This window comes from Rhizobacter koreensis (assembly GCF_013366375.1).
Classification (GTDB): Bacteria; Pseudomonadota; Gammaproteobacteria; order Burkholderiales; family Burkholderiaceae_C; genus Schlegelella_A; species Schlegelella_A koreensis.
Window position 1 is genome coordinate 149,183 of record NZ_JABWMJ010000004.1, and the last position, 25,487, is coordinate 174,669.

Annotated in this window: 25 protein-coding genes; 12 read left to right on the plus strand and 13 right to left on the minus strand. The window is 72.0% G+C overall.

Annotation, left to right across the window (positions count from 1 at the left end; all coding sequences use genetic code 11):
• The first annotated feature begins 55 nt into the window (after positions 1-55).
• Complete coding sequence (locus tag HQN59_RS10045; RefSeq protein WP_176068766.1) at positions 56-1,276, plus strand: FadR/GntR family transcriptional regulator; 1,221 nt, start codon at positions 56-58, stop codon at positions 1,274-1,276.
• Positions 1,277-1,297: 21 nt separating this feature from the next.
• Here the strand turns inward: HQN59_RS10045 and HQN59_RS10050 are convergent, their stop codons facing one another.
• The 5 genes from HQN59_RS10050 to HQN59_RS10070 form a co-directional block, all read right to left on the minus strand.
• Positions 1,298-2,065: an SDR family NAD(P)-dependent oxidoreductase gene (locus HQN59_RS10050; protein WP_176068768.1), complete on the minus strand. Its 768-nt coding sequence runs from the start codon at positions 2,063-2,065 to the stop codon at positions 1,298-1,300.
• A gap of 4 nt (positions 2,066-2,069) precedes the next feature.
• Positions 2,070-3,257, minus strand: coding sequence for a CaiB/BaiF CoA transferase family protein (locus HQN59_RS10055; RefSeq protein ID WP_176068770.1), 1,188 nt, complete (start codon positions 3,255-3,257; stop codon positions 2,070-2,072).
• Between the two features lie 59 nt (positions 3,258-3,316).
• Positions 3,317-4,576 carry an MFS transporter gene (locus tag HQN59_RS10060; RefSeq protein ID WP_176068772.1) on the minus strand — a complete coding sequence of 420 codons (1,260 nt, stop codon included), beginning with the start codon at positions 4,574-4,576 and terminating at the stop codon, positions 3,317-3,319.
• A gap of 95 nt (positions 4,577-4,671) precedes the next feature.
• On the minus strand, positions 4,672-5,061 hold the full coding sequence (locus HQN59_RS10065; RefSeq protein WP_176068774.1) for a hypothetical protein: 390 nt from the start codon (positions 5,059-5,061) through the stop codon (positions 4,672-4,674).
• 81 nt (positions 5,062-5,142) lie between these two features.
• Positions 5,143-5,286, minus strand: coding sequence for a hypothetical protein (locus HQN59_RS10070; RefSeq protein WP_176068776.1), 144 nt, complete (start codon positions 5,284-5,286; stop codon positions 5,143-5,145).
• 291 nt (positions 5,287-5,577) lie between these two features.
• On the opposite strand from HQN59_RS10070, the gene HQN59_RS26100 reads away from it, so the two are divergent.
• Together HQN59_RS26100 and HQN59_RS10080 are read left to right on the plus strand one after the other, a co-directional pair.
• Positions 5,578-7,431, plus strand: coding sequence for an ATP-binding protein (locus tag HQN59_RS26100; RefSeq protein ID WP_176068779.1), 1,854 nt, complete (start codon positions 5,578-5,580; stop codon positions 7,429-7,431).
• 96 nt (positions 7,432-7,527) lie between these two features.
• Entirely contained in the window at positions 7,528-8,259 is a 732-nt protein-coding gene (locus HQN59_RS10080) for an HD domain-containing protein (protein ID WP_176068781.1), read from the plus strand.
• Between the two features lie 151 nt (positions 8,260-8,410).
• On the opposite strand, the gene HQN59_RS10085 is transcribed toward HQN59_RS10080, so the two are convergent.
• Entirely contained in the window at positions 8,411-9,622 is a 1,212-nt protein-coding gene (locus tag HQN59_RS10085; RefSeq protein WP_176068783.1) for an NHL repeat-containing protein, read from the minus strand.
• 347 nt (positions 9,623-9,969) lie between these two features.
• Between HQN59_RS10085 and HQN59_RS10090 the strand changes: the two genes are divergently transcribed.
• Positions 9,970-11,232 carry a serine hydrolase domain-containing protein gene (locus HQN59_RS10090; protein ID WP_246294826.1) on the plus strand — a complete coding sequence of 421 codons (1,263 nt, stop codon included), beginning with the start codon at positions 9,970-9,972 and terminating at the stop codon, positions 11,230-11,232.
• A gap of 38 nt (positions 11,233-11,270) precedes the next feature.
• Here the strand turns inward: HQN59_RS10090 and HQN59_RS10095 are convergent, their stop codons facing one another.
• Together HQN59_RS10095 and HQN59_RS10100 are read right to left on the minus strand one after the other, a co-directional pair.
• A complete protein-coding gene (locus HQN59_RS10095; RefSeq protein ID WP_176068787.1) occupies positions 11,271-12,404 on the minus strand; it encodes an L-dopachrome tautomerase-related protein in 1,134 nt (377 codons plus the stop codon).
• 65 nt (positions 12,405-12,469) lie between these two features.
• A complete protein-coding gene (locus HQN59_RS10100; protein WP_176068789.1) occupies positions 12,470-13,378 on the minus strand; it encodes a LysR family transcriptional regulator in 909 nt (302 codons plus the stop codon).
• An 80-nt stretch (positions 13,379-13,458) separates the two neighbouring features.
• Between HQN59_RS10100 and HQN59_RS10105 the strand changes: the two genes are divergently transcribed.
• A complete protein-coding gene (locus HQN59_RS10105; protein ID WP_176068791.1) occupies positions 13,459-14,193 on the plus strand; it encodes a sulfite exporter TauE/SafE family protein in 735 nt (244 codons plus the stop codon).
• A 154-nt stretch (positions 14,194-14,347) separates the two neighbouring features.
• A complete protein-coding gene (locus HQN59_RS10110; RefSeq protein WP_176068793.1) occupies positions 14,348-15,334 on the plus strand; it encodes a zinc-binding dehydrogenase in 987 nt (328 codons plus the stop codon).
• Between the two features lie 47 nt (positions 15,335-15,381).
• Here HQN59_RS10110 and HQN59_RS10115 read toward each other — a convergent pair whose 3' ends face one another.
• Positions 15,382-16,542 (minus strand): CaiB/BaiF CoA transferase family protein, encoded by a 1,161-nt coding sequence (locus HQN59_RS10115; protein ID WP_176068794.1) that lies wholly within the window; start codon positions 16,540-16,542, stop codon positions 15,382-15,384.
• Positions 16,543-16,586: 44 nt separating this feature from the next.
• On the opposite strand from HQN59_RS10115, the gene HQN59_RS10120 reads away from it, so the two are divergent.
• Complete coding sequence (locus HQN59_RS10120) at positions 16,587-16,745, plus strand: hypothetical protein (RefSeq protein WP_176068796.1); 159 nt, start codon at positions 16,587-16,589, stop codon at positions 16,743-16,745.
• Here HQN59_RS10120 and HQN59_RS10125 read toward each other — a convergent pair.
• Together HQN59_RS10125 and HQN59_RS10130 are read right to left on the minus strand one after the other, a co-directional pair.
• Positions 16,730-17,602 (minus strand): isocitrate lyase/PEP mutase family protein, encoded by an 873-nt coding sequence (locus tag HQN59_RS10125; protein WP_176068798.1) that lies wholly within the window; start codon positions 17,600-17,602, stop codon positions 16,730-16,732. The genes HQN59_RS10120 and HQN59_RS10125 overlap by 16 nt on opposite strands.
• Before the next feature lie 220 nt (positions 17,603-17,822).
• Positions 17,823-18,629 carry an NUDIX hydrolase gene (locus HQN59_RS10130; protein ID WP_176068800.1) on the minus strand — a complete coding sequence of 269 codons (807 nt, stop codon included), beginning with the start codon at positions 18,627-18,629 and terminating at the stop codon, positions 17,823-17,825.
• Between the two features lie 197 nt (positions 18,630-18,826).
• Between HQN59_RS10130 and HQN59_RS10135 the strand changes: the two genes are divergently transcribed.
• From HQN59_RS10135 to HQN59_RS10145, 4 genes are all read left to right on the plus strand, one after another.
• Entirely contained in the window at positions 18,827-19,735 is a 909-nt protein-coding gene (locus HQN59_RS10135) for a FadR/GntR family transcriptional regulator (protein ID WP_246294827.1), read from the plus strand.
• Between the two features lie 415 nt (positions 19,736-20,150).
• Positions 20,151-20,285, plus strand: coding sequence for a hypothetical protein (locus tag HQN59_RS26520; RefSeq protein ID WP_259372717.1), 135 nt, complete (start codon positions 20,151-20,153; stop codon positions 20,283-20,285).
• Positions 20,282-21,277: a Bug family tripartite tricarboxylate transporter substrate binding protein gene (locus HQN59_RS10140; protein WP_176068803.1), complete on the plus strand. Its 996-nt coding sequence runs from the start codon at positions 20,282-20,284 to the stop codon at positions 21,275-21,277. The genes HQN59_RS26520 and HQN59_RS10140 overlap by 4 nt, the downstream gene beginning before the upstream one ends.
• Positions 21,274-22,971 carry an MBL fold metallo-hydrolase gene (locus HQN59_RS10145; RefSeq protein ID WP_176068805.1) on the plus strand — a complete coding sequence of 566 codons (1,698 nt, stop codon included), beginning with the start codon at positions 21,274-21,276 and terminating at the stop codon, positions 22,969-22,971. The genes HQN59_RS10140 and HQN59_RS10145 overlap by 4 nt, the downstream gene beginning before the upstream one ends.
• Before the next feature lie 39 nt (positions 22,972-23,010).
• Here HQN59_RS10145 and HQN59_RS10150 read toward each other — a convergent pair whose 3' ends face one another.
• Together HQN59_RS10150 and HQN59_RS10155 are read right to left on the minus strand one after the other, a co-directional pair.
• Positions 23,011-23,409 carry a Zn-ribbon domain-containing OB-fold protein gene (locus tag HQN59_RS10150; RefSeq protein ID WP_176068807.1) on the minus strand — a complete coding sequence of 133 codons (399 nt, stop codon included), beginning with the start codon at positions 23,407-23,409 and terminating at the stop codon, positions 23,011-23,013.
• Between the two features lie 4 nt (positions 23,410-23,413).
• On the minus strand, positions 23,414-24,583 hold the full coding sequence (locus HQN59_RS10155) for a thiolase domain-containing protein (RefSeq protein ID WP_176068809.1): 1,170 nt from the start codon (positions 24,581-24,583) through the stop codon (positions 23,414-23,416).
• A 76-nt stretch (positions 24,584-24,659) separates the two neighbouring features.
• On the opposite strand from HQN59_RS10155, the gene HQN59_RS10160 reads away from it, so the two are divergent.
• Complete coding sequence (locus tag HQN59_RS10160) at positions 24,660-25,442, plus strand: SDR family NAD(P)-dependent oxidoreductase (protein WP_176068811.1); 783 nt, start codon at positions 24,660-24,662, stop codon at positions 25,440-25,442.
• Positions 25,443-25,487 lie beyond the last annotated feature (45 nt).

The window sequence follows — 25,487 nt, forward strand, 5'->3', positions numbered from 1 at the left end:
CCGGGCGGGCAGCCGCCGAAGATAATCGGCCCCACGACGGTTCCGGAAGCACAGCATGAACGACAGCACGGCACCCGCGCGCACCGACGCCCGGTCGCTCTCCGACGAGGCATCGGTGCGCACGCCGCGCATCTTCGAGGCGATCTGCGAGCAGGTGCGGAGCCAGCTCTCGATGGGCCGCCTGAAACCGGGCGACAAGCTGCCGGCCGAGCGCGAGCTCGCGGTGCAGTTCGGCAGCTCGCGCACCGCGGTGCGCGAAGCGCTGCGCAGCCTCGAGATCGCCGGCGTGATCGAGCTGCGCAAGGGCGTCAAGGGCGGGGCGTTCATCCGCGAAGGCGACCCGGCGGTCGTCACGCGCTCGTTCGGCGACATGGTCCACCTGGGCCGCATCTCGCTCGAGAACCTCACCGAGAGCCGCGTGATCATCCAGGATGCCGTGATCCGGCTGGCGTGCGAGCGCGGCAGCGACGCCGACTTCGACGCGCTGGAGGAGAGCATCGCCCGCACCGAGCGGCTCACCCGCGAGAAGCGTTGGGACGAGCGGCGCGTGCAGCTGGTCAGCTTCTACCGTGTGCTCGCGCAGGCGACGCAGAACGAGGTGATGGTGATCATGGTCGACGCCCTCACCGACATCGTGCTGCAGGTGATCGCGCGCGACAGCGCGGTGCCGAAGGAAGACACGGTCAAGGTGCAGCGTCAGATCGTCGAATGCCTGCGCCGACGCGATGCCGACGCCGCCGCCGCACTGATGTCGCGCCACCTGAAGGCGCTGCATGGTCATCTGTTCGATGCAGCCTCTCAGCGCAGCCGTGCGCTGCGCGCACGGCGCTCGGCCAACGCGCAGGCCCCCGTGGGCAAGACGTCGGCGCGCGCGGCGGGTGCCGGCCGCGGGGCGTCGGCTGCGCCACGCAACGCGGCTGCCGGTTCGGGTCCGGCGCCGCGCCGACCGGCGGCTTCGCCTGCGAGCGCTGCCCGCAAGGGCGCCGGCAACGGGACGGGCGCGTCCCGCAAGACGTCCGGTAACGGGTCCTCGGTCGCCAGCCGCAAGACCGCCGGCGCCTCGGAAACCGCGTCGCGCAAGTCGGCAACCGGTGCGACGGGCGCCGTCCGCAAGGGCGCGGCGAACGGTTCGACCGCTGCGCGCAAGGGCGCGGCCGCCCCGGCGCGCAGGGCAGCTCCAGGTGCGGGCGCCAAGGTGGCCGCCAAAGGTCGGTCCAGCGCGAAGAAGGCCGCCGCCGGCGCGAAGAGCACGCGCGGCACCGCCCGGCGCCGCTGAGCCTCGATCGCGCAGCGGCGCTCAGAGCGCCGCGTGAGTGCGTCCTCCGTCGACGACGACCAGCTCGCCGTTGATGAAGCTGCTGTCGTCCGACGCCAGGAAAGCGGCGACCGACGCGATCTCGCTCGCGTCCGCCAAGCGCCCGAGCGGCGTGCTGCGCCGGCGCTGAGCGATGCCGGCCTCGTCAAAGTTGGCGAGCGCCGCCGCGGTGGCGACGAACGCCGGCGCGATGGCGTTGACGCGAATGCCGAGCCGGCCGAAATCGACCGCCGCCGCACGCGTGAGTCCGGCCACCGCACCTTTGACCGCGCAGTAGGCGAGCGAGTCGGGCGTCGCGCGCAGGGCAGCGGTCGAGCAGATGTTGATCACCGAGCCGTGGCCGCTGCGTTGCAGCGGGTCTTGCGCGGCCTGCAGCGTCCAGATCAGCCCTTTCACCCCGACGCCGAGCATGCGGTCGAGCGTCTCGGCGTCGATCGCGGACGGTGCCTGGTAGCGGATCCACGCCGCGTTGTTGACGAGGATGGCGAGCGGGCTCGCGAAGTCGGCTTCGATGCGCGCGAACGCGGCATGCACGGCGTTGCGCTCCGCGACATCGAGCGCGTACGCGCGCACGTCGGCGCCGCGGGCCTGCATCTCGGCGACTGCCTGCTCGATGCGCGCCGCGCTGATATCGATGCAGGCGACGCGCGCGCCGTCGGCGGCGAGTCGCTCCGCGATCGCACGCCCGATGCCGCGCGCCGCGCCGGTCACCGCGGCGACGCGACCTTCGAGCCGCGCGGGCGTGACCATCGCCTCAGGCGTCGGCGGCCGGCGCCTTGACCGCGGCGATCTGCGCTTCGCTCCAGCCGAGCACGCGCGCGAGCACCGCGTCGGTGTCGGCGCCGAGTTCGGGCGTGCGTGCGCCGACGCGAACCTCGCCGTCCGAGAGCTTGAAGGGCAGATTGGGGACCAGGAGCTCGCCGGCACCGTCGCGTGTGCGTGCCAGGCTTTCGCGATGCACCAGCTGCGCCTCGTCGAGCGCCTCGCGCACCGTGAGGTACGGCGTGACCGGAACGCCGGCGCCGCCGATGATGCGCTCGCACTCGGCGGTGTCACGCTCGGCGGTCCAGGCACGCACGCGGTCCATGACCGCACTCCAGTTCTTCTGTCGCGCGGCGTCGTTCATCATGGTCGGATCGGCCCGCCAACCATCGACGCCGATCGCGTCGAGGAGGCCCTCGAAGTTGCGCGGCGACACCGCGGCGACCATCAGCCAGCCGTCGCGCGTGGGGAAGGGCGGGTAGACCGGGCGTCGCTTGGGCTCGGGGAACTGCGCCTCCTGCACCTCGTACGGCATCAGGTTCAGCATGCCCTCGATCAGTGTCGTGTCGACGTGCTGGCCGCGCCCGGTGAGGTGGCGCTGGTTCAGCGCCGCCAGGATGCCGGCGAACGCGTAGGTGCCGCCGAGCACGTCGGCGATGAAGATGGCGGTGTTGGCGGGCTGCGCCGTCTCGCCCTGGTAGCGCGCGAACGCGAGCTCGTAGCCCGAGCCGGCCTGCACGATCTGCGCGTACGCCGGGCGCAGCGCGGCCGGTCCGGTCTGACCGAATCCGGAGATCGAGCACATCACGAGGCGCGGGTTGATCGCGGCCAGCGTCTCGTAGTCGAGCCCCAGGCGCTTCATCACGCCGGGACGGAAGTTCTCGACCACCACGTCGCATTCGGCCACGAGTGCCTTGACCGCCTGCAGCGCCACGGGGTTCTTGAGGTCGAGCACGATGCTCTGCTTGCCGGCGTTGAGGTGGCTGAAGTAGGCGCTGTGGCCGTCGCGCAGCGGCGCCCGGCTGCGGATGTAGTCGCCTTCGCTCGCCTCGACCTTGATCACCTCCGCGCCCAGGTCGGCGAGGTAGCGCGTCGCGTAGGGGCCGGCCATCATGATCGTGAAGTCGAGCACGCGGACTCCGGCGAGCGGACGCGGCCGGGCGGTGGAGGTGTCGGACATGGGCGCCTCGCGATCGAAAGGTCCAACCATTATACCTGGGCGCCGGCGCGGTCGACGCGTCAGATTCGCTCGCTGTTCAGTTCGACCCGGCGCAGCGAAACCCAGCGCGGCACGAACACCGCCGCCGCGCCGGCGGCCATCAGCGCCCCCAGGATCAGCAGGGTGACGCGTACGCCGAGGCGCTGCGCCAGGATGCCGGCGAGCAGGTGGCCGAGCGGCAGCGAGCCCATGAAGCACATGCTGTAGAGGCCGATCAGCGGCCCCCGCAGCTCGGCCGGCGCGCGCTGCTGCAGGCCGCTGTTGAAGCCGGCGGCGCAGAACGTGAACGCGAAGCCCATCGCGAAGAACCAGAGCATCGCGACCACCGGCAGCGGCGCGAAGCCGACGCCGATCAGCGCGGCAGCGACGACCCACGGCATGCTGATCTGAAGGCGCGACAGCGCAACGGGCATCAAGCTCGTCGAGAGCAGGATGCCCGCGCAGAGCGAACCGAAGCCGGAGGCGCCGAACAGCCAGCCCGCCCACGCCGCGGCGCCCCCGAAGCGGTCGGCAAGCGCCGGGACGATCGTCTGCAGGCTGCCGGCGAACAGGCCCACCAGCGCGCAGGTCGGCATGAAGAGCGATGCGATCCGGTCGGCGCGCACGTACCGGACCGCGTGGCGCAGGCCGGGTCCGCGTGCCGCGCCGGCGCCGCTCGACGTGCCGATCGGCGGCAGCGGCATGCTCGCGACGCACAGGATCATCACCACCAGCGTCGCGGCGCCGATGGCGAAGCCCCAGGTCGCGTCGAGCGCCGCGAACAGCGCGGCGGCGATCGCCGGCCCGAGCATGCGACCGACATTGAACACGACCGTGTTCATCGCGACCGCGTTGCCGATGAGCGCCGGGTTCACCACCGAGGCGGCGAGCAGCACCTGGCGCGCCGGCAGCTCGAGCCCGCTGCAGATGCCACGCAGCAGGGCGAGCACGGCGATCGCCGCAGTGCCGAGTGCGTGGGTCGCCGCGAGGGCGGCGAGCGCCAGGGCGATCGCGAGGGAGACCGCCAGGATGGACAGCGTCGCGCGCCGCGCGTTGTCCGAGCGCAGCCGCAATCCGGCGAGCGGCGCCACCACGACCATCGGCCCGAACAGCAGGAAGTTCACCGCGCCGAGCAGAGCGGGCGAGGCGGTGAGGCGCCACACCAGCAGGTTGATCGTGATGTCGATCACCCAGGTCCCGTTGACCGACACCAGCTGGCCGATCAGGTAGCGGCCGACGGCGGCTTCCGTGAGAGCGGGAAACCATCGGCCCGCCCAGCCGGCCGAGGGCGCTTGCTGCATCGCGGCATCATATCAATGGTCGGACCATGAGACCGCTCGTGCGTTCGCTGCCACGGCGCGGGGCGCAATGGTTTCGCGGCTGCGCCGACGTGCCGTTACCAGCGGGGGTCGGCCGGCGCGTCGATCGTCTCGCCGATCGATGCTTCGGCCCGCGCCTTCAGCGTGGCGGCACGCCTTGCCAGCGCGACGAAGTAGGCGTAGTCGGCTTCGATCTGCGCCATGGACTTGCCTTCGTAACCGCGGTAGTTGTAAGGCACCGAAACCGGGGAGCATGCGAGCGCCAGTGCGATGTTGCGCATGCTACGTCGGTCGGTCGCCGAGTCTGCCAGGCTCTCGAGCCGCGCCAGGAAGACTTCGAAGCCGCGCGGATCGTTCAGGTAGCTGACTGCAACCACGACCTCGTCGTCGTGGCGGGACGCGCAGATGCAGTCGAGTACCGACGCGAAGGTCGGCGTCCCGCGAATCAGCGTTTCCTTGTCGGGCATCACGCCGAACGCCTCGACGCGGTACTCCCACGTGGAGCCGTCCTGAGGGTCTTCGTACAGGAACCATCGGGTTCCCGACTCCTAGGGGTCGAGCTCGCGCACCAGGCGGAGCCCGGCGAGCAGATCCTTGATGCGATCCGGATCGCTGGCGAACGCGACCGGAGCCGCGCGGCCCGATACGCGCGACCAGAACCCCGGCGCGGCGAAGAAGGAGAGCATGCGCATGACGACAGCCCGAACCTGCGTCGGTCGGTGAAATCGGGTGAGCTGTCGATTCTCGTCGGTCGCGCCGCGGGCGTGGCCCTGCGTCGTCCGCCATCGAGAGGAGCGATGCCGAGCTCGGCAAGCGCGCTCCCCTTGCGGTGACCCGCGACCTGACGGGCCGGGCCACCCGAGCCCTGCGCAGTGCTCGCGCGCGGCGCGACGCGCGGCTTCGGGAGAACGCCGGGTCATCGGTCGCGCCGCGCTGCGGTAGATTGGCGTCCCGGGCAACGCCCGACCGCGGGCTGCACGCACGTGGCGATCTCCCCGACCGCACAGGGCCGCGACGCTGGCTTCACCCTCGACGAGACGGTGCTGAGCGAGCGGCGCATCGTCAGCGCGTGGCGCGTCCACGCCGTGCAGATCCCCGCGTTTCGCGCGATCGGCTTCGCCGTGCTGTGCGTGCTGCTCGTCGTGCACGACCTGCGCGGGCCGGACGCGTTCGCGTCGGACGAACTGCGCAGGCTCGTCCTGCTGAACGTGGCGTACGCGTCGATCAGCTGGTGGCTCGTGCTGCTGGCCTACGGCCGCACCGGCCGCTTCGACGTCGGCCTGCTGTTCCTGCACCTGGACGTGCTGGTCTGGCTGCCGACGCTGCACCACCTCGGGCACGGCAACCCCTACGTGGCCTTCTTCATCCTCATCCGAGTCGCCGACCAGGCCGGCTTCGGGTTCCGGCGCGCGCTGCATTTCGCGCACCTGCTGCCGCTCGTGTACCTGGGCTACGCCGGCTACACGACCGACGAACGCGGCCCCGCGGCGATGCTCGGCCACGCTGCGGCAGCGGCCACCATGTACGTGCTCGGCCTCTACCTCGCCGCGACGGCGTCGGTCAGCGAGCGCCTGCGCGACCGTACCCGGCAGGCGGTGCGCACGGCGCGCGAACTCGTCAACCGGCTCGAGCAGGAGACGCGGGCGCTGGAGGCGCAGGCGGTCGAGCTCGAGCACGCGCGACGGGCCGCCGAGCAGGCGAGCATCGCCAAGTCGCAGTTCCTCGCGACCATGAGCCACGAGATCCGGACGCCGCTCAACGGCGTGCTCGGCACCACCCGGCTGCTGCTCGAGACGCCGCTGTCGCCGCTGCAGCGCCGCTATGCCGATGCCGGGCATCGGTCGGCGACCTTGCTGCTGGGCCTCATCGACGACGTGCTCGACCTGTCGCGCATCGAGGCGGGCAAGCTGGTGCTGAACGTCACGGCCGTCGACGTGCGCGAGCTCGCCCGCGAGGCCGTGGAGGTGATCGCCGCGACCGCCGACGGCAAGCCGGTGCAGTTGCGCTGCGATCTCGACGCGGCGCTGCCGGCGACGCTCGCGGCCGATCCGGTGCGGTTGCGCCAGGTGCTGGTCAACCTGCTGCACAACGCGGTGAAGTTCACCGAACGGGGTGAGGTCGAGCTGCGCGTGACGGTGGTCGACGATGCGCCGGCGGCGGCCCGGCTGCGCTTCGAGGTTCGCGACACCGGCATCGGCATGACGCGCGAGCACCTCGACTCGGTGTTCGATGCCTTCACGCAGGCCGACGCGTCGACGTCGCGCCAGTATGGCGGCAGCGGCCTGGGCCTCGCGATCGTGCGCCAGCTCGTCGAGATGATGGGCGGGCGCATCGATGCCACGAGCGAGCCGGGCCACGGCTCGGTTCTCGCGTTCGAGCTGGGACTCGCCAAGACCGTCGCGCCGGCCGACGCGCACGTCGCCGTGTCCACCCCGCCCGTGTCGCTGGTCGGCGCGCTCGTGCTGCTGGCCGAAGACGAGCCCGTGAACCAGCTCGTCGTGACCGGAATGCTGCGCAAGCTCGGCTGCCGTGTCGACGTCGTGTCCGATGGCGATGCGGCATGCGATGCCGTGGCGTCGCAGCGCTACGACCTCGTGCTGATGGACTGCCACATGCCCGTGACCGACGGCTACGACGCGACCGAGCGCATCCGCCGCGCGGAAGCCGCCGGCAAGCCACGCACCGTGATCGTCGCCCTCACGGCCGATGCGCTCGTCGCGAGCCGCGAGCGCTGCATCGCGAGCGGCATGGACGATTTCCTGACCAAGCCGCTGTCGTTGGAGGTGCTGCGGGCGGCGCTGGAGCGCTGGGCCGGTCCGCCTGCCGCGCCGGCCTGAGGCGGCGCATCCCGCCGACAGGGGATTCGCGATTCGCCGCGATCGCGAACACTCCGCACCCGATGCCGCTCCTGCGGCAGCCGGGAGGAGACGACCATGACACATCACGCTCCGGTGCCGCTGAGGAGAACGGCCAGGCCCTCCCTCGCGACGCGAGGGCTCGACGAGCGTCCGGGCGCGCAGGCCTGGGTGATGCCGCTGCTCTCCGACGCCGAGGCCGAGGCGAGCTGGGAGACGATCTGGGGCATGAGCGGTCAGCAGCCCCCGGTCGCGATCAAGGCGGATCTGCTCGACGCGTGGGCGCAGCCGCATCGCCACTGCCACGGCATGCGGCACCTGCGCGAGTGCCTGAGCCTGTGGAGCGCGTGGGTCGAGCACTGCCAGCGCGCGGACGAGGTAGGGCTCGCGCTGTGGTTCAGCGGCGCCGTCTGCAGCCCGCGGAGCGGCGACAACGCGTCGCGCAACGCGACCTGGGCCGCGCGTGCACTCGCCGCCACCCCGACGAGCTTCGAGCGAACCCAGCGCATCCACGACCTCGTGCTGGCAGCCGGCGGTTCGCGGCAGGTGCTCCATCCGGACGCCGACCTCATTGCCGACATCGCGCTTGCGCACCTCGGCAGCCCTGCGCAGCGTTTCGCCGCGCGCGAACTCGAGTTGCGGCGCGAGCGGCCGTGGCTCGGCAGGGCGGCGTACCGGCTGCAGCGCGTCGCCGTCCTGCAGCATCTGCTGGCCGAGCCGCGGATCTTCCGCACCGACGTCGCCTGGAGCCTGCTCGAGCGGCAGGCGCGCGCCAACCTCGCGATGGCGTGCGAGCGGCTCGCGGCCTGAGGGTGGCGCCGAAGACGTCAACCGCAGGGCACGCCGCAAGCGGCGCCTTCGTGAGCGCCGGTACGGCAGGTCGGTCGCATCGCTCGCAACCGGCTCGCCGGCCACGTGCCCGAAAGGCTTCGCCGGCACACGGCCGGCGCTCCCGTTGCGCTCAGCGCCTGTCGAGCACGAAGCGCTGCACGCGCTTGGCGGTGTCGACCTCGCCCGTATAGAGCGCGCCCTTGGAGTCGGTCGCCGCCTGGTGCACCCAGTGGAACTGGCCGGCGTTGCGACCGGCATGGAACTGCTTGTCGAGCACCGCTCCGTTGCTGCGGTCGAGCGTCCACACCACGTTGTTCTCGCCGTCGATCACGAGCAGGTAGCGCTGGTTGCGGTCGTTGGAAAACTCGACGTCCCATACCGCCCCGTTGCCGCGCGTCTGTGGCGCGACGAAGAACTCGCGCACGAACTGGCCCGCCTTGGTGAACACCTGGATGCGGTTGTTGACGCGGTCGCAGACGTAGACGAGCCCGTCGTCGGCGATCTTCACGCAGTGCACCGGGTTCCTGAACTGAGTCGCCACCGGCTGCGACGGGTCGTAGGCGCCGAGTGCCAAGTCGGTCGGCGGCCGGCCGTAAGCGCCCCACATGCGCTTGAAGGCCCCGGTGCGCGAGTCGTAGACGATCACGCGGTGGTTGCCGTAGCCGTCGGCCAGGTAGACCTCGTTGGCGCGGTCGTCGACGTGGATCTGCGCCACCTGTCCCAGGATGTCGGTGCGCGTGCTGTCGATCGGGTCGGTCGACGGGTGGCCGATCTGCATCAGGAAGCGGCCGCTCGACGTGAACTTGAGCACCTGGCGGTCGGTCGCGGCGTTGCCGCCGATCCAGACGTTGTTCTCGTTGTCGACCCAGATGCCGTGCTCGGTCTGCGGCCAGTCGTAGCCGGGTGCGGCGCCGCCCCACGCGTTGATGAGGTTCCCGTCGCTGTCGAACACCAGCACCGGCGGCGCCGGGAAGCAGCACTCCGAGCGCGGCGGCACCTGCGCGGCGCCGGCCTCGTCGACCGTCAGGCTGCGCGGGCGCTGCAGCACCCAGATGCGGTCGTAGCGATCGACCGCGATGCCGCCCACCTGACCCATGATCCAGTTGTTGGGCAGCTGCCTGGGCCAGTCGGCGTCGACCTTGTAGTCGGGCAGGTTGGAGCGGGTGCGGTTCAGCTTGGCGTTGAGGGCCTGCTGGATGAGTTCGGCCACGTTCAACGTCTCGACGAACGCGGACGACGTGGCGGCAAGCGCGACCGCGCTGCCCAGTGCGATGCAGGCACCGCGCAGCCAGCGCAGCGCGCGCGGGGACGTTGCCGTCGAGGGGCGGAACGGAGTCGTCATGGAGTCTCCTCGGGTGCTTGTTGTCGGCCGTGCGGCAGGGCCGCAAGCGCAAGCTTTCGCCTCGCTACGCGCCGGGCACACCGAGACAACCCTTGGCGCTAAGGTTGGCTTGTATCGGCGCTGCGGGATCGGCAACCGCATGTCAGGACGTGCCGTTCGCCGCGCTGAACCGGGAGTCATGGCCAACAGTCTCGCGGCCCGCCGGCGCGCTCGCGCAATGGTCGAACCGGCGGCCGCAGCGCCTACCGCCCGGCCGCGGCGCCCTCGCGCGCAAAGGTCGGACCACGCGTAGACTCGGCCGGCGCGCCCGTCCGCGCAGCATGAACGAAACAACATCGGAGACAGAATTGAAGCTTGCGTCGATTTCCCGTTCCCGCTTCCCCACGCGCATCGCCCCGGTCGTCGGCGCACTCGCCTGCAGCACCCTCTTGCTCGCCGGTTGTGGCGGTGGCGGCGATGACGACTCCGACCGCTACCCGCATGCGGACGAGCCGATCGGCAACGTGCGACAGGTGTACGACGGCGCGCTGACGCCCGACCTCTCGGTCAACACGTTCCGCAACATCGACCGCCTGTTCCCGACACGCACCATCAAGGCGAGCTCGAGCCCGTATCCGCTGCCGCGCGCGGCGACTCAGCTGACCGACGTCAAGTTCACGGCGGGCGGGCGCAACTACGACATGTACGACTACCTGTCGCAGAACCGCATCTCGGCTCTGCTGATTTTGAAGAACGGGCAAATCGTCAACGAGACCTACCAGTACGGCAACACCGAGAAGACGCGCTGGATGTCGATGTCGGTCGCCAAGTCGATCACCACCACGCTGGCCGCCGCCGCCATCAAGGACGGTCAGCTCAACCTGGCGGACAAGACGACGAAGTACGTGCCGGCGCTGATCGGCAGCGCGTACGAGGACACCACGGTCCGCAACATCATGATGATGGCGTCGGGCGTCAAGTGGAACGAGACCTACACCGACCCCACGTCCGACCGGCGCCAGCTCCTCGAGGCGCAGATCGCGCAGAAGCCCGGCTCGGCGATGGCGCTGATGGCCAAGCTGCCGCGCATCGCGCCGCCGGGTTCGGTGAACAACTACAGCACCGGCGAGACGCAGGTGATGGGCGAGGTCGTGATCGGTGCGACCAAGAAGCACCTGGCGGACTATCTCTCGGAGAAGATCTGGTCGAAGTTCGGCATGGAGGCCGACGCCAACTGGTGGCTCGACTCGCCCGACGGCAACGAGATCGGCGGCAGCGGCATCAGCGCCACGCTGCGCGACTATGGCCGCTTCGGTCTCTTCATCGCCAACGACGGCGTGATCAACGGCCAGTCGATCCTGCCGGCCGGCTGGGTCGACGAGGCGACCACGCCCAAGCAGCTGACCACCGGCAACTTCCAGAACTACGGCTACATGTGGTGGGTGTCGACGACGCCGCAGTCGATGGCCGACAAGGCGTTCTACGCGACCGGCATCTTCGGCCAGAACATCTACATCGACCGGCCGCAGAAGGTCGTGATCGTGACCTGGGGCGCGCAGTCGAAGCCGTCGGGCGCGGCGGTGATCTCGAATGCGGCGTTCTTCGACGCCGTCGTCAACGCGCTCAAGTAAAGGCCGTCTCGACGCGCGCGCGTCGACGCGCGGCGCTGCTACGGACGGCGCGGCGCGAAGCTCCAAAGCTGCGTCGGCAATGCCGCCGGCGCCGAGGGCTTGTAGTACGCCGAGTCCTGGATTCGCGAGGTCGTCACGTAGATGCGCCCGTCCGGCCCTTCGGCAAAGGTGTCGGGCCAGCGCAGGCGCTTGTCGCGCAGCAGCACCTGCGGCGTCGAGCCCGGCGCCGCGAGGTCGCGCACCTTCACGGCGTCGTCTTCGGGCGCGGTGATGAACATGCGGCCGTCCTTGCGGCCGATCCACAGGCCGTCGGCCGGGCCGTTGTCGCCGACGCGAACCACCTTGTCGGCCGGGTCGCCGGCGGCGAGGGCCTCGGTCGGAACGCTGTAGAGCGTCTTGCCCTTGATCGCCTGCCAGTACAGCGTGCGGCCGTCGGGCGACAGCGCGATGCCGTCCGCCGCGAATTCGACGCCGCGGCCGTCCGGCCGGCGCAGGGGCTTGCCGCCATAGGTGACGACGACGTCCTTCTCGGGCTGCGTCGACGGGTGACCGTCGAGCACGCGACGCGCGTTGCCGCTCGCAAGGTCGACGACGACGATCGCGCCGCGAGCGCCCGAGTCGGTGATGTACGCAGCGGCGCCGTCCGGCGAGAAGCGCACGTCGTTCAAATACGAGCCCTGCGGCGCGACGCGGTCGTCGAACGCGATGGTGCGGCGCACGCGATTGGTCGCGAGGTCGATCTGCACGAGCTTGGGGCCGCCCGGCACGACCTTGTCCATCGCCGGCGCCGCGGGGTCGAGCACCCACAGGCTGCCGCGGCCGTCGGCGACGACGCTCTGCACGCAGACCCAGTGGTCGGCCGCCGAGAGCTCGTCCTTGCGAGCGTTGCGCCAGGCGTTCCAGTTGCCATCGGGGTAGGGCACGAGGCGGCCGTTCTTCAGCTCGGCGACCGAGACCGGCGCGTCCTCGGTCCAGCGCGGAAAGTTGACGAAGACGCGGCCGTCCTCGGCGACGGTGACGCCGGTGACCTGGTGGTCGAACGACGCGACCAGCGTGAGCGCGGGTGCCGATGCGCTGTCGCGCTGGGCCTGGGCGGGCGAGCCGCAGAGCGCGGCCACGAGGGCCGCGGCGCTGAGCGCGACGGCGCGGTGCGAAGGGAGGGGTGTGTTCATGCGGTTGCCGGGGCAACCGCCGTACCTGCCGCGCTCGGGCGCTCGCGCCGCGGCGTCGTTTCTCGTCACCCTGCGCAGAGCGCCTCGACCAGTGCCTCGACCCCCGGTGCGCGGGCAGCCTCGTCGCCGAGGCAGAGCAGCAGCTGCCGGTCGGCCCAGGCGTCGGCGAGGGCGACGATGCGCACCCTCTCGTCGGCCCAGCGCTCGGCGCAACGCTGCGGCATCACCGCGACGCCGACGCCGGCGGCGACGAGCTGCGCCGCGGCGTCGAGGCCGCCGACCCGCACGCGATGCTGCGGCGCGCGCCCGACGCGCTCGGCCTCGCGCGACAGAAAGCGGCTGAGGCCGCTCTCCGGCGTCAGCCCGACCAGCGAGTGCGCCAGCAGTCCGGCATGCGTGATCGTGCGGCGGCGCGCCGCCGGGTGGCGGGCCGGCACGAGCGCGACCAGGCGGTCGCGCATCCACGGCAGGGTCGCGAGCCCTGCGGTGTCGACGTAGTCCGCAACGATGCCGAGCTCGGCGCGCCCGCCGCGCAGCGCGTCGACGATGGCGTCGCTCGACGCCTCGTGCAGCGCGACGTCGATGTCGGGGTGGGCGACCAGGAAGCGGCCCAGGCGGGGCGGCAGCTCGCCGGTCATCGCAGCGGTGTTGCCGAGCACGCGGAGGGTGCCGCGCAGGCCCTTGGCGAAGCGCGCCATCTCGACGTGCAGCGCCTCGAGTTCGACCAGCACGCGCTCGGCGTGCCGGGCCAGAGCGCGGCCCGCGGGTGTGGGCGTCGCGCCCGCCTTCGAGCGCTCGAGAAGCTGCGTGCCGACGCTTGCTTCCAGGCCCTTGAGGCGAGCGCTCGCGGCAGCGAGCGACAGGTGCATCGCGGCCGCCGCCGCGGTGATGCTGCCGCGCGCGATGACCGCGGCGAACAGCCGCAGGTCGAACGGTGCGACCCGGTAGGCCGCGTCGCGCAGGGTCTGGCTCATGCCGAATCTTCGTGTTTGCCGAAGGATAGGCGCTGCAGATCCAAACGGACGCGGCGACGGTTCGTCTTCAGCATCGCCGAATGATGTCGTCGTCGCTGCTTGCCATCGCTGCCGTGTTCGTGCTCGCCGGAACCGTGAAGGGGATTACCGGCATGGGCCTGCCGACCGTTGCGGTGAGCCTGCTCGGTCTCTGGATGCCGCCCGCAGCGGCAGCCGCGCTGCTGGTGCTGCCGTCGCTCGCGACGAACGTCGGGCAGAGCCTCGGCCCGGCGCTGCGGCCTCTGGTGCGCCGGCTCTGGCCGGCATGGGGAGCTCTGGTACTCGCCACACTGTGGGTGCCCGAACTGCCGGCGTCAGGCTCGGGTGCGAGCCCCGCGCACGCGGCGCTCGGCGCGGTGCTCGTCGCCTACGGCGCGTGGGGCTTGTGGCGGCCCGGCTTGCCGGATCTGTCGCGACGCTCGCGCTGGCTCGGCATCGCGGTCGGCCTCGTCACGGGCGTGGTGACCGGCACCACTGCGGTGTTCGTGATCCCGTTCGTGCCGTACCTGCAGTCGCTGCGACTCGGCCGGGACGAGCTGGTGCAGGCGCTCGGGCTCTCGTTCACGGTCGCGACGCTCGCGCTCGCGCTGCGCCTGCAGGGCGGCGCGCACCCGATCCAGCTCACGGGCGAGGCGATCGTCGCGCTGCTTTCTGCGTTCGTCGGCATGGCGCTCGGCACCCGCGTGCGCAACCGCATCGGCGCAGCGACGTTCCAGCGGGGCCTGTTCGCCATGTTCGTGATGTTGGGGTTCGCCAACCTCGGGCGCGCGCTGTGATTCGCTGCCCTCCGGTGACGCCGCCGTTCCCGCGGCGCGCCCCAGCGATCCGGGTGACATCGCGTCGCGAAGGACGCGTCGACGCGCCTGTGGACCATGCATTGGTAAGACCATTGTCGGCTAACATCGCCGACTCCATCGAACCGCGCCCGTCGTGAAAAGCATTCGCATCGAACGCCATGGCGGCCCCGAGGTGCTGCTGCGGCGCGAGGTCGACGTGCCGCGCCCCGGCGTCGGCGAGGTGCTGGTGCGGGTGCGCTACGCCGGCATCAACTTCATGGACGTGCACACGCGCCAGGGCAAGTACGAGCGTTCGCGCACGTACCCGGTTCGCCTGCCGTGCACGCTCGGCATGGAAGGCGCCGGCGAGGTCGTCGCGCTCGGCGCGGGCGTCGCCGACGTGCAGCCCGGCGACCGCGTCGCGTGGTGCCTGTCGTGGGGCAGCTATGCCGAGTACGCGGCGGTGCCGGCGGCGCGCCTCGCCCGGGTTCCCGACGCGCTGCCGCTCGAGCGGGCCGCGGCGGCGATGTTTCCCGGCTGCACCGCGCACTACCTTGCGCACGACGTCGCCGCGCTGCGGCCGGGCCACACCTGTCTCGTCCATGCCGCGTCGGGCGTGATCGGACAGTTGCTGGTGCAGTTCGCGAAGGCGCTCGGCGCGACGGTGCTCGCGACCACCAGCACGCCCGAGAAGGCCGCAGTCGCTCGCGGCCGCGGCGCCGACGCGGTGCTGGCGTACCAGGGTTTCGCCGACGCCGCGCGCGCGCTCACGGGCGGCACCGGCGTCGACGTCGTGTTCGACGCGATCGGGCGCGACACGCTGCGCCAGAGCTTCGCCGCGACGCGGCTGCGCGGGCTGGTGGTCAACTACGGCGCCGTGTCGGGCGCGGTTCGCGACCTCGATCCGCTCGAGCTCGGCGAGGCCGGCTCGCTGTTCCTCACGCGGCCGCGCCTCGCCGACCATCTGCCTGATGCGGCAGCGACGCGGCGCCGCGCGGCCGCGGTGTTCGAGGGCCTGCTCGACGGTCGTCTCGCGGTCGACGTCAACGGCCGCTACGGGCTCGACGACGTCGAGGCCGCGCACGCCGCGCTCGAGGAGCGGCGCCAGGTCGGCAAGGCGGTGCTGGCGCTGCCCGCTTGAGCCGACACGCGCCGGACGATCGGGCGATCGACCTCGGCGTCGCGGGATCAGGCCGCGACGCCGCCGGCGCGCAGGGCAGCGATTTCCTCGGCGTCGAAGCCCCAGTCGGCCAGCACCGCGTCGGTGTGCTGGCCCGGCCGAGCGATGCACTCGCCGTGGATGGCGCCGGGGGTGCGATCGAGACGCGGCGCGACCGCCGGCTGCGGGATGCCGCCGACCGCCTGCAGCAGACCGCGCGCCTGCACGTGCGGGTGCCCGGCGACCTCACGCACGCCGAGCACCGGCGCGAAGCAGGCGTCGCTGCCCTCGAGTCGCTCGCGCCATTCGGCCTGGGTGCGGCTCGCGAAGATCGCCGCGAAGCGCTCGCGCAGGGCCGGCCATTGCGCGCGGTCCATGCGGTCCGGCAAGGTCGTCGGGTCGAGGCCGAGCCGGCGCAGCAGCTCGGCGTAGAAGCGCTGCTCGATCGCGCAGATGCTCACGTAGCGGCCGTCCGCCGTCGCGTAGACCGTGTTCCACGGTGCCGCGCCGCCGAGCACGTGCTCGCCGCGCTCGGCTTGCCAGCTGCCGCCGGCGACCTGCCCGTGCACGCCGGCCAGCAGGTGGGTGACGCCATCGACGATGGCAGCGTCGATGACCTGCCCGCGCCCCGAGCTCGCGCGCTCGACGAGTGCGCTCGCGATGCCGAACGCAAGGTACATCGAGCCGCCGCCGAAGTCGCCGACGAGGTTGAGCGGCGCCACCGGCGGCCGGTCGGCGGCATCGCCGATCGCATCGAGTGCGCCGACGAGCGCGATGTAGTTGAGGTCGTGCCCGGCGGCGTGCGCGAGCGGGCCGTCCTGGCCCCAGCCCGTGATGCGCCCGAAGACGAGCCGCGGGTTGACGGCGAGGCAGGTGTCGGGGCCGAGGCCGAGGCGCTCCATCACGCCGGGGCGAAAGCCCTCGATCAGCACGTCGGCGCGCGCGACGAGGCGCAGCACCGCGTCGCGTCCGGCGGCCGATTTCACGTCGATCGCGGCCGAGCGCTTGCCGCGGCTCACGATGTCGAAGCGCGGGTCGCGCTTGAGGCCGAGGTCGGCGTCGCCGATGCGATCGACGCGGATCACCTCGGCGCCCATGTCGGCGAGCAGCATGCCGCAGAACGGCGCCGGGCCGAGCCCGGCCATCTCGATCACGCGGATGCCGGCGAGCGGCCCTTGCGGTGCAGTCATGGTGTCCGGGCCCGGCCGCACGACGCCCACGGCGCGGCGTGGGTATGGAGGGCTTCGCCGGTCGGCTTGCCGAAGGCCCGATGGTCGTGGCCGCGCATCGCGCAGTCGCGCTCGGCGCCGAGCGAGAGCACGGCATCGTCGGCGGCGTCAACAGGCATCCGGGGCATCGCGGTTTCGACGATCGGCGTCAGGGCTCGGCGTAGCGCCGTTCGATACCGGACCAACGCGCCATGTCGACGGCGGCCTGGCGCTCGGGAAAGCCGATCAGCGTGTCCTCGATGCCGGCGAGCGAGCCTTCGCGTGCGAGGTGGGCGAGCGTCTTCTGCATCGCGAGCATCGCGGCCTGCAGCGCCGCGTTGGCGTACAGGATGCCGGCGTAGCCGATGCCGGCGAGCACCGCGCGCGGCAGCATCGGCGTCTTGCCGCCGTGCACCACGTTGCAGAGGTGCGGGCCGGGCAGGCGCTCGGGGATCGCGCGCAGCTCGGCTTCAGAGGCCGGGGCCTCGACGAAGAGCACGTCGGCGCCGGCTTCGCGGTAGGCAGCGGCGCGGTCGATCGCCGCATCGAAGCCCTCGACCGCACGCGCGTCGGTGCGCGCGATCACGAGCAGGCGCGCATCGGCGCGCGCGTCGACAGCCGCCTTGATCTTCTGCACCATCGCGGCGGCGGGGATCACCGCCTTGCCGTCGAAGTGCCCGCAGCGCTTGGGGAACACCTGGTCCTCGAGCTGGATCGCGTCGGCGCCGGCGCGCTCGAAGAGGCGCACCGTGCGGACGAGGTTCATCGCATTGCCGAAGCCGGTGTCGCCGTCGGCGACGATCGGGATCGTGACCGCCTCGCGGCACGCGGCGATGTGGGCTGCGACCTCCGTTGCGGTGGTCAGACCCATGTCGGGCGCGCCGAGCCACGAATTGGCGATGCCGGCGCCGGTGAGATAGACGACCGGAAAGCCCGCGTCCTCGACCATGCGTGCGGCGAGCGCGTTGGCCGCGCCCGGGATGACCAAGCCCGCGCCCGGCGACAGCAGGTCGGCGAGGGTGCGGTGGCTCGAAGAGGACATCGGGAGGTGAACGCGAGGCGGCAGGCGGGGGTCGGAGCTCGAAAGGTTATACCATTCGCACCATCAGCTGCAAACCGATCGGATCTCGGGGTACGAGCAGGCGAGGCGTGACACCTCGCGCTCTCGGTCCGGACGTGTCCGGGGCCCGGAAGCTCGAGCCCACGATTACCCGAAGGAGCGGGCCCGGGCCAGTGCTCTGGGTCGTCAGCCGAGCCGACCGCTAGGCAGCCTGGTCGTAGCCCGCCTCGCCCGGCAGCAGCACGCCGGCGATGCGCCCCTCGGCATCGCGCGCGAGACGCGGATGCAGCGGCGGCAGATGGCGCTGCGCCGCCGCGTGCGCGAGCAGCGCGGCCGCCCCACGCGCTTCGAACCGCAACAGCGAGCGGACGGTGGTGCGCGTCGCGAACTCCATCGGGAACGCGCCGGCCGCATGTGCCGCGAGGGCCGGGCCCGGGCGCACCCAGGCCAGCGTGGTGGTTTCGCCGGCGTCGACCTCCGGCACCTGGCCGTGGGGCGCAGCGGCAACGAAGAACAGGGTGTCGAAGCGCTTGGGCATGCCGACCGGCGTGACCCAGTGGCTCCAAGGCTGCAGCGCGCGGGTCGCGAGCGGCAGGCCGATCTCGGCCGCCAGCACTGCGAACGCCTCGCCCGCGTGAAGGCGGCGCCGCATCCTCGCGAGCACGGCGGCGTCCGGTGCCTGGGCTGCACCCAGCCACAGCCCGCACTCCTCGAAGCATTCGCGCAGCGCGGCCACGGCATGCCCGAGCGCGTGTTCGCCGACCTCGGTGACGGCGCCGATGCGGTCGGCGATGCTCGCCGCAGGCTCGTCGCAGAGCGTCGCGCACGCCGTGTCGGCATCGCTCGCGTCGACCGCGCCACCCGGGAACACGTAGGCGCCGGGCATGAAGCTCGCCTGCAGCGAGCGGCGCAGCATCAGCACCTCGAGCCCGCCGTCGCCATCACGCACGACGAGGGTGGTCGACGCGGCACGCGGCGTCACCGGCGGCGGGACGGTGCTGGCGCTCATGGCGTGGCGTGCTGGTGGGCGTGGGGAGCGAGCATCGGTGTCTTGGCCTTGCAATGCAAAGAAGAGACGAGGCAATGGTAGTACCGGTGAGCCAGCTCCAGCCGCCGACGGGGGCGCCGCGCCGACCTCGCGCCGTATGATCCCGCCGCGTGCGCGTGCCTGCCGTGTGCGACGCGACCCATGACCGAGGTTTCCCTTTGCCCAGCTCCAAGACCGACCCCGCCGACGCCGACCTGCCGCAGCCGCCCGCGACCTTCAAGGCGATCCGCTCGGCCCGTGCCTTCGAGGAGATCGCGGCGCAGATCCGCAGCGAGCTGATCGCCGGGCGACTGAAGATCGGCAGCCGCCTGCCGTCGGAGCGCGCCCTTTCCGAGCAGTTCGGGGTGTCGCGCAACACGCTGCGCGAGGCGCTCCGCTCGCTCGAGCACGCCGGGCTGATCCGGCTGCAGAAGGGCGCCAGCGGCGGCGCGTTCATCAGCGAGCGCAGCGGCGACGCCATCGTCACCGGGCTGCTCGACCTCTACCACGTGGGCTCGATCCAGCCCGCCGAGCTGACGCAGGCGCGCATCTGGCTCGAGTCGATCATCGTGCGCGAGGCGTGCGTGCGCGCGAGCGCCGACGACATCGCCGACCTGCATCGCAACATCGACGAGGCCGCCGAGGCGCATTCGCGCGGCGACTTCCCGCTGCGCGCCGAGAAGCACCTCGAGTTCCACCGCATCCTCGCGCGCATCGCCGGCAACCCGATCATGGTGATCGTGATGAACGGCGTGCTCGACGTGCTGCACCATTTCGTGCAGACCATCGGCGAGTATCCCAACACCTTCGTGCTGCCGTCGCGGCGCCGCTTCATGAAGCACCTCGAGGACGGCGACGTCAACGCCGCGGTCGAGGAGATGGAGACCAGCCTCAAGCGCCTGCAGCGCACCTACCTCTCGCGCGTGGGCGGCGAGGGAGCAGACGCTGCACCGCGCGCGGCGCGCGGCGCCGCAGCACCCAAGGCGTCCACCCCCGCGGAGAAGACCGCCGAGAAGGCGCCGCAGGAGGCGGGCGGGAAGGCGGCGGCGAGGGCGCCGCGCAGGACGCGGACCACGGGCGCGGCCTGAGCGTCGGTCGCGCGCTGCACGGCAGCGCCGCGGGACGCGCCGCCGTCGCGCGACCGCCGGCGCGTCCCTACGCCCGGGCTCCGGCTCCGGGCAACTCCCGGGGCGCGCTGCATTGACACCGTGCGGGGCGCTGCCTAGCATTCGGCAATGGTTGAACCAAGCGCTGCCCGGGCACCGTCCGCCTTTCGTCGAGCGGCCGCGACTGGCGAGCCGTCGGCGCTCGGCGAGCTGCTCTCGGTGCTGCCGACGCGCCACATGGCCCGATCCCTGCCCTCGGCACCGAGCTGGCGCGCCACGCCCCCGCGCACGATCAGCCGCTGCCCACCGGGCCGGGCGAGCGCACGTTCTTCGCGGTGCCGGCGCTCCGGCCCGACGTCCGCCTGATCCGCGCGCAGCAGGCCGACGAGTACGGCACGTGCAGCACCTCGCGTTGCCGTTCTTCGACGTGATGGCCGCGCAGGCGTCGCGTCACGTCGTCGTTTCGGTCGGCCGCGTCGTGTCGTGCCGCATCCTGGCACGCTCGCCAGCACACCAGAGGAGACAAGCATGAGCCGTTTCGTTCACGGGCGCCCCACGCGGCGCCGCACGCTGCTCGGGGCCGTTGCCGCGGCGGCGCTGGCCCTGCCCCTGGCGGCCATCGGTCAGACCTTTCCGACCAAGCCGGTCACGATTGTCGTGCCGTATCCACCCGGCGGCACCACCGACGTGCTCGCGCGGGTGATGCAGGAGCCGCTGCAGAAACTGCTCGGGCAGCCGGTGCTGATCGACAACCGGCCGGGCGCGTCGGGCACGCTGGGGGCGCGCATGGTCGCGCGGGCGCCCGCCGACGGTCACACGCTGCTGTTCCCCAACAACGGCCTCGTGATCGCGCCGCACGTCACCAAGGAGGCCGGCTACGCGCCGCTGACCGACTTCGCGCCCGTTTCGCTGGTCTCGCTGCAGCCGATGGTGCTGGTCGTCAACCCGGCGATGCCGGCCAGGAACGTGCGCGAGCTCCTCGATTACGCGAAGGCGAACCCGGGCAAGGTCAACTACGCGAGTGCCGGGCCGGCGTCGTTCGGGCACCTGTCGACCCTGCTGCTGGCACGCAGTGCCAACGCCAACATGACGCACATCCCGTACAAGGGCCAGGCCCCGACCACGCAGGCGGTGCTGACCGGCGAGGTGCAGATGCTGCTCACGACGACGTCGTCGCAGATGGCGGGCTTCATCAAGGAAGGCAAGCTCCGCCTGATCGGCGTCAGCTCGGAGCAGCCGTCGCCGCTGGTGCCGGGAACGCCGCCGATCAACCAGACCGTTCCGGGCTTCAACGCCGAGGTCTGGTTCGCCCTGTTCGCACCGGCCGGAACGCCGCGTGATACGGTCGGGCGCCTGAACGAGGCCGTCGGCAAGGTGCTCGCGATGCCCGACGTTCGCGCCAGGTTCGAGGCCGCGGGCGGCCTGGCGGCCGGCAGCAGCCCCGAGCAGCTCGCCGGCCGAGTCGCGACCGAATACAACAGCTGGGCGACCATCGTGAAGGACGCCAACATCAAGCCCGAATGAACCGTTCCGACGCGCCACCCGCCGCACCGCACCCCCGCGCTGCGGCTTCGCTGATCGTCCTGCGCGACGCGCCTGGCGGCATGCAGGTGCTGCTGCTGCGGCGCGCGGACCGGCCCGGCGATCAGAACAGCGGCGCTGCCGTGTTCCCCGGGGGCCTGCTCGACCCGCCCGACCGCGAGCACTACCCGCGCTGCCACGGCCTCGACGACCGGGCCGCGAGCGCGCGCCTCGGCGTCGCCGAGCACGGCCTGCAGTACTGGGTGGCGGCCGTGCGCGAGTGCTTCGAGGAGTCCGGGCTGCTCTTCGCGACCACGCGCGACGGTCGCCCGGTCGACCTCGGTCAGGTCGACTTCGACGCGCTCGTCGCGATGCGGCGCGACCTGCACGCCGGGCGCATCGACCTCGCGGCGGTGTGCGATCGGCTCGGCGTCTCGCTGGCGCTCGGCGAGCTCGCGTACCACAGCCACTGGATCACGCCCAAGGGCATGCCGAAGATCTTCGACACGCGCTTCTTCGTCGCGCGCGCGCCCGAGCGGCAGGTCGCGATCCACGACGCCACCGAAAACGTCGAACTGCTCTGGCTGACGCCTGCCGAGGCGCTCGACCCGGCACGCGGGCTGCGCCTGCTCAACGTCACCGAGCACACGCTGCGCCGGCTTGCCCAGTTCCCGAGCGCCGATGCGGCGGTGGCGGCGGCGCGCGCGACAGCGGTCGTTCCGCTGATGCGGCCGCGCGTTGCGCGCGTCGGGGGCGAGCGGCACGTGCTCAACCCGGGCGACGCGGCGTACGCCGAAATCGGCCGGCTCGACCCCGATGGTCTCGGTCGGACCGATGCGGAGCTCACGCCGGGCCGCGCCGTGTGGCTGTCGCCCCGCGTGCTGCGCGTCACGGCCGACAACGGCAACCTCATGACCGGGCCGGGCACCAACAGCTACTTCGTCGGCACCCCGGGCGGCGACGAGTGGGCCCTGCTCGACCCGGGGCCGGCCGACGCCGCGCATCTGCAGGCCTTGCGTGATGCGGCGCCCGGCCGGGTGACGCGCCTCGTCGTCACCCATACGCACCGCGACCATTCGCCCGGGGTGGCGGCGCTGCGCGAGGCGTGGCATGCGCGCGTCGTCGGGCGCGTCGCCGACCATTCCGAAGGACAGGACGCGAGCTTCGTTCCCGAGCACGTGCCCGCCGACGGCGAGCGCATCCGGCTCGGGCCCGACGCGACCCTGCGCTGCGTGCACACGCCGGGCCACGCCAGCAACCACATTTGCTATCTGCTCGAAGAGGAGAAGCTCCTCTTCACCGGCGACCACCTGATGCAGGGCACGACCGTCGTCATCAACCCGCCCGATGGCGACATGGCGGTCTACCTCCGCTCGCTCGAACGGCTGCTCGGCGAAGAGCTCGAATGGCTCGCCCCGGGACACGGCTTCCTGATGGACGCGCCGCACGACGTGATCCGCGCAACCATCGCCCACCGCCTCGCGCGCGAGGCGCGGGTGCTCGAGGACGTGCAGCGCAACGGCCCTTCCGACGAGGCGTCGATGGTCACGCGCGTCTACGCCAGCACGCACCCGCGCCTGCACGGCGTCGCGCTGCGCTCGCTGCGCGCGCACCTCTACAAGCTCGAAGCCGAAGGCGCCGTGCGGCGCGACGGCGAGGGCCGCTGGGCCGCGGCGATCGAGCGTCACGCGGCCTGACGTCCGGCGCGACGCGCGATCGCGCCGAGCGCGGCCCGGTCAGGCCGGCCGGAACATCGGCAGCGCGCCGCCGCCTTCGGTGGGCTTGAAGCACACCGTCACCCGGTCGCCGATGCGGATTGCGTCGAGGTCGCAGTCGACGATGTTGGTGAGCATCGTCACGCCCTCGTCGAGCGTCACGTAGGCGATCGCATACGGAATCGGGCCGGCGCGCCGCGTCACGCTCACGCTGTAGACGGTGCCCTGGCCCGACGCGTCGACCCATTCGGTGTCGCCCATGCAGAACGGGCAGATCGGCCGGGGGTACCAATGCGGCTTCGCGCACGCCGTGCAGCGGCGGATGCGCAGCACGCCATCCTTCGCGCCGGCGAAGAACGGCTCGGTCACGGGGTCGACCGCATTGGCGGCGAGCGGGCGGTCCTGGTGCAGCGTCGTCATCGGCTCACTCCCGTTCCATGATGAGCGTCGCGCTGCCATGGCGCGATCCGAGCAGGCCGCCGGTGCCCTGCGCGAGCGCCAGGCGGCAGTCGCGCACCTGCACCGCCGGGTGGGCCTCGCCGCGCAACTGGCGCACCGCCTCGATCACCTTGGTCATGCCGCCGCGGTTGGCCGGGTGGTTGTTGCACAGGCCCCCGCCGTCGGTGTTGAAGGGGAGCCTGCCGACGCCCGCGATCAGGTTGCCGTCGGCGACGAAGCGGCCGCCTTCGCCCTTGGCGCAGAAGCCCAGGTCCTCGAGCTGGATCAGCACGGTGATCGTGAAGCTGTCGTAGATCGACGCGTACTGGATGTCGGCCGGGCTGACGCCGGCCTCCTCGAATGCGCGCGGGCCGCTCAGGGCCGCGCCCGACCACGTGAGATCGACGTGGCCGCCGAGCTGGCCCTTGACCGTCTCGCCGGCGCCGAGCACGTTGACCACCGGGCGCGCGAGCGAGCGCGCGACCTCGGGCCGGGTGACGACCAGGGCGCCGCCGCCGTCGCTGACCACGCAGCAGTCGAGCTTGTGCAGCGGGTCGCTGATCATCGGCGAGCCCAGCACCTCGTCGACGCTCACCACCTCGCGCAGCATCGCGTGCGGGTTGTGCTGGGCGTGGGTCGACGCGGCGACCTTGATCCACGCGAGCTGCTCGGCGGTGGTGCCGAACTCGTGCATGTGACGCGCCGCCGCGAGCGCGTACATGTTGACCGTGACCGGGCCGTACGGCATCTCCCACGGCACGTCGGGCGTGGTCGGCGTGGCAAAGCGCGGCGCGACGCCGCTCGAGCCTTCGCTGCGCGGGCGGCCGGCGAGCGTGACGAGCGCGACGTCGCACTTGCCGAGCGCGATCGCCTCGGCGGCATGCGCCACGTGCACCAGGTACGCGGAGCCGCCGGTGTCGGTGCTGTCGACGTGGCGCAGCCTGGTGAGAGCGAGGTAGTCGGCCATGCTGTTCGGGCCGAGCCCGGGTGCGTCGCCGGCGCAGAAGTAGCCGTCGACGTCCTGCAGCGTGAGGCCGGCGTCGAGCAGCGCGCCGCGCGCGCACTCGGCGTGCAGCTGCGCCACCGTCTTGTCGGGCGCCTTGCGCGTGGGGTGCTCGAAGGCGCCGGCGATGCAGGCGCGGCGGCGGATCGTCATGGGCGGCTCTCGGTTGACGCTCTGGAGAGGTCCAGCATATCATTGGTTCTACCATCGAACAACGACAGGAACTCCGATGCCCCAGGCTGCGCCGATCGTCTCGCTCGAAGGCCGCACCGTCGTCGTCACCGGCGCCGGGCAGGGCATCGGAAAGGCGCTGACCGAACTCGCGGTCGATCTCGGTGCCAACGTCGTCGCGGTCGATCTCAACGCCGAGACCCTGCACGCCGCGCTCGCCTCGCTGCCGGCCGGGCGCGTGCTCGAAGTGGTCGGCAGCGTCGTCGACCCCGAGCTCGCCACGCGCGCGGTGAGCGACGCGATCGGGCGCTTCGGCGCCGTGCACGGCCTCGTCAACAACGCCGGCATCACGCGGCCCGCGATGATCGAGAAGATGACGCGCCAGCAGTGGCAGGACGTCATCGACGTGCACCTCACCGGCACCTTCTTCTGGACCCAGGCGGTCGGCCGCCACATGCTCGAGCGGGCGCGCAGCGGCGACGCCACCGGCGGCTCGATCGTCAACATCTCGTCGGATGCCGGCCGAAAGGGCGCGATCGGGCAGATCAACTATGCGGCGGCCAAGGCCGGCATGCTCGGCATGACGATGACCGCGGCGCGCGAGTGGAGCAAGCACAACATCCGCAGCAACTCGATCTGCTTCGGCGTCGTCGAGACGCCGATGACGGAAGTCGTGCGTGGCGACAAGTTCCGCGACGGCATGCTGGCGCAGATCCCGATGGGGCGCTGGGCGCAGCCCGAGGAAGTGGTCAAGACCGTGTGCTTCCTGCTCTCGGACGGGGCGAGCTACATCACGGGGCAGCATCTGGCGGTGAACGGGGGCTTCCACATCAGCCTGTGAGCGCGGCGCTGCCGCGCGTCGTGCCGCACGCGCATCGACGGCGAG

Coding starts and splice junctions, on each gene's coding strand:
- HQN59_RS10045 (WP_176068766.1), top strand. CDS start 56: ATGAACGACAGCACGGCACCCGCGCGCACCGACGCCCGGTCGCTCTCC.
- HQN59_RS10140 (WP_176068803.1), top strand. CDS start 20,282: ATGAGCCGTTTCGTTCACGGGCGCCCCACGCGGCGCCGCACGCTGCTC.
- HQN59_RS10105 (WP_176068791.1), top strand. CDS start 13,459: ATGATGTCGTCGTCGCTGCTTGCCATCGCTGCCGTGTTCGTGCTCGCC.
- HQN59_RS10125 (WP_176068798.1), bottom strand. CDS start 17,602: ATGTCCTCTTCGAGCCACCGCACCCTCGCCGACCTGCTGTCGCCGGGC.
- HQN59_RS10160 (WP_176068811.1), top strand. CDS start 24,660: ATGCCCCAGGCTGCGCCGATCGTCTCGCTCGAAGGCCGCACCGTCGTC.
- HQN59_RS10100 (WP_176068789.1), bottom strand. CDS start 13,378: ATGAGCCAGACCCTGCGCGACGCGGCCTACCGGGTCGCACCGTTCGAC.
- HQN59_RS10055 (WP_176068770.1), bottom strand. CDS start 3,257: ATGTCCGACACCTCCACCGCCCGGCCGCGTCCGCTCGCCGGAGTCCGC.
- HQN59_RS10050 (WP_176068768.1), bottom strand. CDS start 2,065: ATGGTCACGCCCGCGCGGCTCGAAGGTCGCGTCGCCGCGGTGACCGGC.
- HQN59_RS10085 (WP_176068783.1), bottom strand. CDS start 9,622: ATGACGACTCCGTTCCGCCCCTCGACGGCAACGTCCCCGCGCGCGCTG.
- HQN59_RS10060 (WP_176068772.1), bottom strand. CDS start 4,576: ATGCAGCAAGCGCCCTCGGCCGGCTGGGCGGGCCGATGGTTTCCCGCT.
- HQN59_RS10095 (WP_176068787.1), bottom strand. CDS start 12,404: ATGAACACACCCCTCCCTTCGCACCGCGCCGTCGCGCTCAGCGCCGCG.
- HQN59_RS10080 (WP_176068781.1), top strand. CDS start 7,528: ATGACACATCACGCTCCGGTGCCGCTGAGGAGAACGGCCAGGCCCTCC.
- HQN59_RS10130 (WP_176068800.1), bottom strand. CDS start 18,629: ATGAGCGCCAGCACCGTCCCGCCGCCGGTGACGCCGCGTGCCGCGTCG.
- HQN59_RS10115 (WP_176068794.1), bottom strand. CDS start 16,542: ATGACTGCACCGCAAGGGCCGCTCGCCGGCATCCGCGTGATCGAGATG.
- HQN59_RS10065 (WP_176068774.1), bottom strand. CDS start 5,061: ATGCCCGACAAGGAAACGCTGATTCGCGGGACGCCGACCTTCGCGTCG.
- HQN59_RS10070 (WP_176068776.1), bottom strand. CDS start 5,286: ATGCGCATGCTCTCCTTCTTCGCCGCGCCGGGGTTCTGGTCGCGCGTA.
- HQN59_RS10120 (WP_176068796.1), top strand. CDS start 16,587: ATGGAGGGCTTCGCCGGTCGGCTTGCCGAAGGCCCGATGGTCGTGGCC.
- HQN59_RS10155 (WP_176068809.1), bottom strand. CDS start 24,583: ATGACGATCCGCCGCCGCGCCTGCATCGCCGGCGCCTTCGAGCACCCC.
- HQN59_RS10145 (WP_176068805.1), top strand. CDS start 21,274: ATGAACCGTTCCGACGCGCCACCCGCCGCACCGCACCCCCGCGCTGCG.
- HQN59_RS10150 (WP_176068807.1), bottom strand. CDS start 23,409: ATGACGACGCTGCACCAGGACCGCCCGCTCGCCGCCAATGCGGTCGAC.